This is a genomic window from Mesorhizobium sp. M7A.F.Ca.US.006.01.1.1 (assembly GCF_003997935.1).
Lineage (GTDB): Bacteria > Pseudomonadota > Alphaproteobacteria > Rhizobiales > Rhizobiaceae > Mesorhizobium.
This window is the reverse complement of sequence record NZ_RZQL01000376.1, coordinates 1-4,678: the sequence shown is the minus strand read 5'-3', so window position 1 is coordinate 4,678 and position 4,678 is coordinate 1. Positions and strand designations below refer to the sequence as shown.

The following is a 4,678-nucleotide window of genomic DNA, read 5'->3' as shown; positions in this document are numbered from 1 at the left end:
GTCCAGCCTCTCGGCGATTGCGCTGGCAGCGTCGCTCGGTGCGGCGGCCGCCCAGCCGCTCACCGTGGTCGAGCTGTTCACCAGCCAGGGCTGCTCGTCCTGCCCGCCGGCCAATGCCAATCTGATCAAGGTCAAGGACCAGCCCGGCGTGCTGGCGCTGTCGTTCAACGTCACCTACTGGGACTATCTTGGCTGGAAGGATATTTTCGGAAAGCAGGAATTCACCCAGCGCCAGGTCAGCTACGAGCCGCCGCTCGGCCATGACGCACCGTTCACGCCGCAAGTGGTGGTCAATGGCCGTGCCGACGTCGTCGGCGCCGCACCCGGCGAGATCGAAAAGCTGATTTCGGCGAGCGGCCAAACGAGCGGCCCGTCGCTGTCGCTTGAAAATGGCAAGGCCAGCATCGGCGCCGGCGCCGCGCCGGGCGGCAAGGCCGATGTCTGGCTGGTGCGCTATGCCAAGGGCGTCGTCGAAGTGCCGGTGGCGCGCGGCGAAAACACCGGCCGCACCTTGCCGCACGCCAATGTCGTGCATGCACTCAAAAACCTCGGCAGCTGGACCGGCGCGGCCACGACGTATCCGCTTCCCGCCGCTGCCGGCGGCCTGAGCACCGCCGTGCTGGTGCAGTCGCCCGGTGGCGGACCGATCCTGGCTGCCGCAACCGACTAGATCGCTTCGACAAGAGATTGCGCAACGCCGCATGGAGCGGCGCCGCATAGCACGGCCGTCAAGAGGACGCGCCTTCAACCACCCACCAGGAGATCATCCATGACCATTTTCCGCCTGACGCTGCCGGCGCTCGCTCTCGCTCTGTGCTCGACGGCGCTGCTTGCCGGCGGCATCGCCCGTGCTGACGATGCGACCAATGCGATGAAGCCCGCTGCAAATGCCATGAAACCGGCCGCGGATGCGATGAAGCCGGCCGCAGACGCCATGAAGCCCGCCGACCCGATGGCCACCAATTCCATGAAGCCGGCGGCCGACGCCATGAAGCCGGCCGCCGATGCGATGAAGCCGGCAACGGATGCGATGGCTCCGGCCAAGTAAAGGTCGTGCTGTTTCCCGGATTCGGTCCCGCGGGTCCGAATCCGGATGCACGTGAAAGTGAGGCTTCGGCCGCAACTCGCCCGTCGCATGATCGTATCTTATCCAATAGACTCCACATGATGGACGTCACAGGAGCTCAAGCCATGACCGACATTCAAAAACCAGTCACCAGGCAATCGTCGAACGTCTTGCGCAGCGCGCTCGCCGCCCTTGCGCTGGCCGCCGCTGGCGCCGCCTTCTGGCTGACGCCGGCGGTTTCGGCCGAGGATGCGGTGAAGATCCCGCCGCCGGCAATCGACGAGAAGGCGGCCACCGGCACCGAAAAGGCAATCTTCGCCGGCGGTTGTTTCTGGGGCGTGCAAGGCGTGTTCCAGCACGTCAAGGGCGTCAGCAAGGCCGTCTCCGGCTACACCGGCGGCGACAAGGACACCGCCGTCTATGAGACGGTCGGCTCAGGCCGCACCGGGCATGCCGAATCCGTCGAGATCACCTACGATCCGTCGAAGGTGACCTACGGCCAGCTGCTGCAGGTCTATTTCTCGGTCGCCCACAATCCCACCCAGCTGAATTTCCAGGGTCCGGATTCCGGCACGCAGTACCGCTCGACGATCTTCGCCGAAAACGATGCGCAAAAGAAGATCGCGCAAAGCTACATCGCCCAGCTCGACCAGGCCAAGGTGTTCCCGGAGCCGATCGTCACCACGCTGGAAACCGGCAAGACCTTCTATCCGGCCGAGAATTATCATCAGGATTTCCTGACGCTGAACCCGACCTATCCCTACATCGTCTACAACGACCTGCCCAAGGTGGCGAACTTGAAGGCGCTGTTCCCGACGCTCTACACCGACAAGCCGGTGCTGGTGCTGTCGGCAAGCAACTGAGAATGCGCAATCTCCCCCTCGCGGCGGGGAGATTGCGCACTCAGCCGCCCCGCCCCTGCCGGCTACATGGCCTTCATCGCGTCACACGACACATTCGGGTTCATGTCGGCGAAGGTGCCGGCCGGGTTCTTCTTCCAGGCCCAGACATGCAGTTCATAGAACGGGCCTAGACCGTAGCGGTTGGGCGCGCTGTCGAAATTGAACAGCTGCCCTCCCAGCGAAGCCGGACCTTTCGAGGTGATGTACTCGACGGCCACCAGCCTCAGCTTGCCGTTTGCCATCGGCTCGTACATCACCGCCTCGGGCTTGGCGAGTTCGACCGCATCGTCCTTCAGATAACCGGCATTGACATAGTGGATGCCCATGGCGCCGCCGGTGATGCCGCTGGCGCAAGGGATCGGCGCATAGCCCTCGGCCGTCGCCATCGCCACGTTCTCGAAGCGGCTGTTGGCTGCCCGCACCTTCTCGTCCAGCGCGCCAGCGTTGTGAGCATTGGCCGCCGTGGCCGCGATCGACAGGATCGACAGGTTGATGAGGTGTTTGGTCCACAGATGGATGTTCATGTTCTCTCCTCCTTGTTGATGGCGCGCGGGAGCAGCCGCTCCCGCTGCGACGTCGGATCTTGGCTGCACGCATCATTGGTACCGGGTGAAGTCCCAGTAGTGCGGCAGATCCTCGAGCTCCGGCAGGCCGATGTCGCGTCTCAGATAATCGTCCTGCGGAGGCAATCGACGCCGACTCTTGCGCAATGGTGCGAACAGCAGCGAGGCCAGCCGCCAGAAAGCCCGGCCCGGTAACGGGTCTCGTCCGACGGGTCTCGACGCCGCCGACGGCCCGCTGAACGATTCGTCAGGCACGCTGCCGTCGCCGCGAAGGGCAGTTTGATACTCATCGATCGGATCAACGGTAAAAGTAAGGGTCAAGAACCCGCACCTCCGTGATCTTGTCGACAGGCAGCGCGTTTTTCTGGGCCGTGCTGCGGATCGCTTCCGGCGAAGGCGCGTCATAGATGCAGAAGCTCTGCTTCTTGTCAGGCGAGACGAAGGACTGCACCCAAGTCACGCCTTTCTCCGCGTTGCGCATGATGACGCCGCCCAGCGCATCGGCGCCGGCATCGTTCACCGGCACGCTGAGGCCGTTGGGAAATGTACGTTCAACCACATAGCGAGGCATATCAGGTTCCTTTTTTACTGTTTCACGCCCCGTTTTGAGCGCGGAGGACATTGATCACGCTCGCCAGGGGCGCGCATCGGAACCTTTCCCTATGTTTCGTGGGACGATTCCCCATGTTAACGGCGTTCACTGCTGGAGCCACAAAGCCGATACCGGGCCGCGCTATCCTGCCTGACGAAAGCGGGGTGCGGCGGCGACCCGGATCACGAAAAGCGGATGATCATGCTTCTGGAACGGCAGACACAGCTGGAGCAGCTGGACGGACTTCTCGCCGAAGCCGCGCGTGGTCGCGGCAGCGTGGTGGCGTTGTCGGGCGAGGCCGGCGCCGGCAAGACCGCACTGGTCGAGGCCTTCGTCGCCGGCGCGGCCAAGGCTACGCGCATCTTGCGCAGCGCCTGCGAGGACCTGTCGATCCCCGATCCGCTCGGACCGCTCTATGACCTCGCCCGCGAGGCGCAATGGGCGATGCCGCAGGCGATCGACGCCAGGCAGGGTCAGCGGCTGCCACTGTTCTCCGGTGCCCTCGACGTGTTCGAGACAAGGACCCAGCCGACGCTTCTGGTAATCGAGGATCTGCATTGGGCGGACGACGCGACGCTCGATTTCGTCCGCTTTCTTGGCCGGCGCATCGCCAACACCCACATCCTGGTCCTGTTGACGGCGCGCACCGACCGCAGCGAAGGACAGGCGCGTGTGCGCCGGGCGCTGGGTGAAATTCCGTCGGGCAACGTTGCCCGTATCGACGTGCCGCTGTTGAGCGAGGCGGCCGTCCTGTCGCTCGCCAGCGCTGCCGGCCGCGATGGCGACGCCATCTACCGGGTCACCGCCGGCAATGCCTTCTTCGTCACCGAGCTTCTGTGCGCCGACAATGAGATGACGCCACCGGCCAGCGTGCGGGACGCCGTTGTGGCGCGGGCCGAACGGCTGTCCGCCGGTGCCCGCTCGATGCTCGACGCGGTGTCGGTGTTTCCCAGGCGGGCCGATGCTTGGGCTCTGCAGGGCCTGTGCGGCGTCGCCAGCGCCGGACAGCTGGCGGAATGTGTGTCGAATGGGCTGCTCGACGATCTGGGCGATGGCTATGCCTTCCGCCATGAAATCGCACGCCGCGCCATCGAGATGATGCTGACGACAAGTTACAGGAGACTGTTCAACCAGCGCGCGCTGTCGGCGCTGCTTGAAAATGGCGGCGTCGCCACCGCACGCCTGGTCCATCACGCCGTGGAAGCGCACAATTTCGAGGCGGTGCGCGAATTCGCGCCGATCGCCGCGCGCGAGGCTTCGCGTGTCGGCGCCCATCGCGACGCCGCCGGCTACTATGAGGTCGCCTTGCGGCAGGCCGACACCTTGCCCGTGGAAGAACGCGCCGGACTTTACGAGCAGTATGCCTTCGAGTGTCACTTGATCGCCCGCATTGACGAGGCCATCAAGGCGCAGGAACAAGCCCGCGCGTTGCAAAAGGCGCTTGGCAACACGCTGAAGGAAGGCGACAGCCTCAGGTGGCTATCGCGCTTCGCCTATCTGTTGGGCGACCGCCCGGCAGCCGACCTGTTCGGCGCCCAGGCGGTCGCGTTGCTGG

General features: G+C 64.7%; 7 protein-coding genes. 4 read left to right on the top strand and 3 right to left on the bottom strand.

The features are described from left to right. The 3 genes from EN943_RS35175 to msrA form a co-directional block, all read left to right on the top strand. A partial coding sequence (locus tag EN943_RS35175) for a DUF1223 domain-containing protein (RefSeq protein WP_245476095.1) occupies nt 1–670 on the top strand: 670 nt, incomplete at its 5' end. Between the two features lie 99 nt (nt 671–769). Continuing rightward, a complete protein-coding gene (locus EN943_RS35170) occupies nt 770–1,048 on the top strand; it encodes a hypothetical protein (protein WP_127416397.1) in 279 nt (92 codons plus the stop codon). 143 nt (nt 1,049–1,191) lie between these two features. Further along, entirely contained in the window at nt 1,192–1,929 is a 738-nt protein-coding gene (gene msrA, locus EN943_RS35165; RefSeq protein ID WP_127416396.1) for a peptide-methionine (S)-S-oxide reductase MsrA, read from the top strand. Nucleotides 1,930–1,991: 62 nt separating this feature from the next. Here the strand turns inward: msrA and EN943_RS35160 are convergent, their stop codons facing one another. The 3 genes from EN943_RS35160 to EN943_RS35150 all read right to left on the bottom strand — a co-directional run bounded on the left by EN943_RS35160 (nt 1,992) and on the right by EN943_RS35150 (nt 3,153). Further along, on the bottom strand, nt 1,992–2,492 hold the full coding sequence (locus EN943_RS35160; RefSeq protein ID WP_127416395.1) for a hypothetical protein: 501 nt from the start codon (nt 2,490–2,492) through the stop codon (nt 1,992–1,994). Nucleotides 2,493–2,564: 72 nt separating this feature from the next. Continuing rightward, a complete protein-coding gene (locus EN943_RS35155; protein ID WP_127416394.1) occupies nt 2,565–2,852 on the bottom strand; it encodes a hypothetical protein in 288 nt (95 codons plus the stop codon). Next, a complete protein-coding gene (locus tag EN943_RS35150) occupies nt 2,830–3,153 on the bottom strand; it encodes a DUF4242 domain-containing protein (protein WP_245461039.1) in 324 nt (107 codons plus the stop codon). Before EN943_RS35150 ends, EN943_RS35155 begins: the two co-directional genes overlap by 23 nt. A 165-nt stretch (nt 3,154–3,318) precedes the next feature. On the opposite strand from EN943_RS35150, the gene EN943_RS35145 reads away from it, so the two are divergent. Then, a partial coding sequence (locus tag EN943_RS35145) for an AAA family ATPase (protein ID WP_245476094.1) occupies nt 3,319–4,678 on the top strand: 1,360 nt, incomplete at its 3' end.

Coding starts and splice junctions, on each gene's coding strand:
- EN943_RS35170 (WP_127416397.1), top strand. CDS start 770: ATGACCATTTTCCGCCTGACGCTGCCGGCGCTCGCTCTCGCTCTGTGC.
- msrA (WP_127416396.1), top strand. CDS start 1,192: ATGACCGACATTCAAAAACCAGTCACCAGGCAATCGTCGAACGTCTTG.
- EN943_RS35160 (WP_127416395.1), bottom strand. CDS start 2,492: ATGAACATCCATCTGTGGACCAAACACCTCATCAACCTGTCGATCCTG.
- EN943_RS35150 (WP_245461039.1), bottom strand. CDS start 3,153: ATGTCCTCCGCGCTCAAAACGGGGCGTGAAACAGTAAAAAAGGAACCT.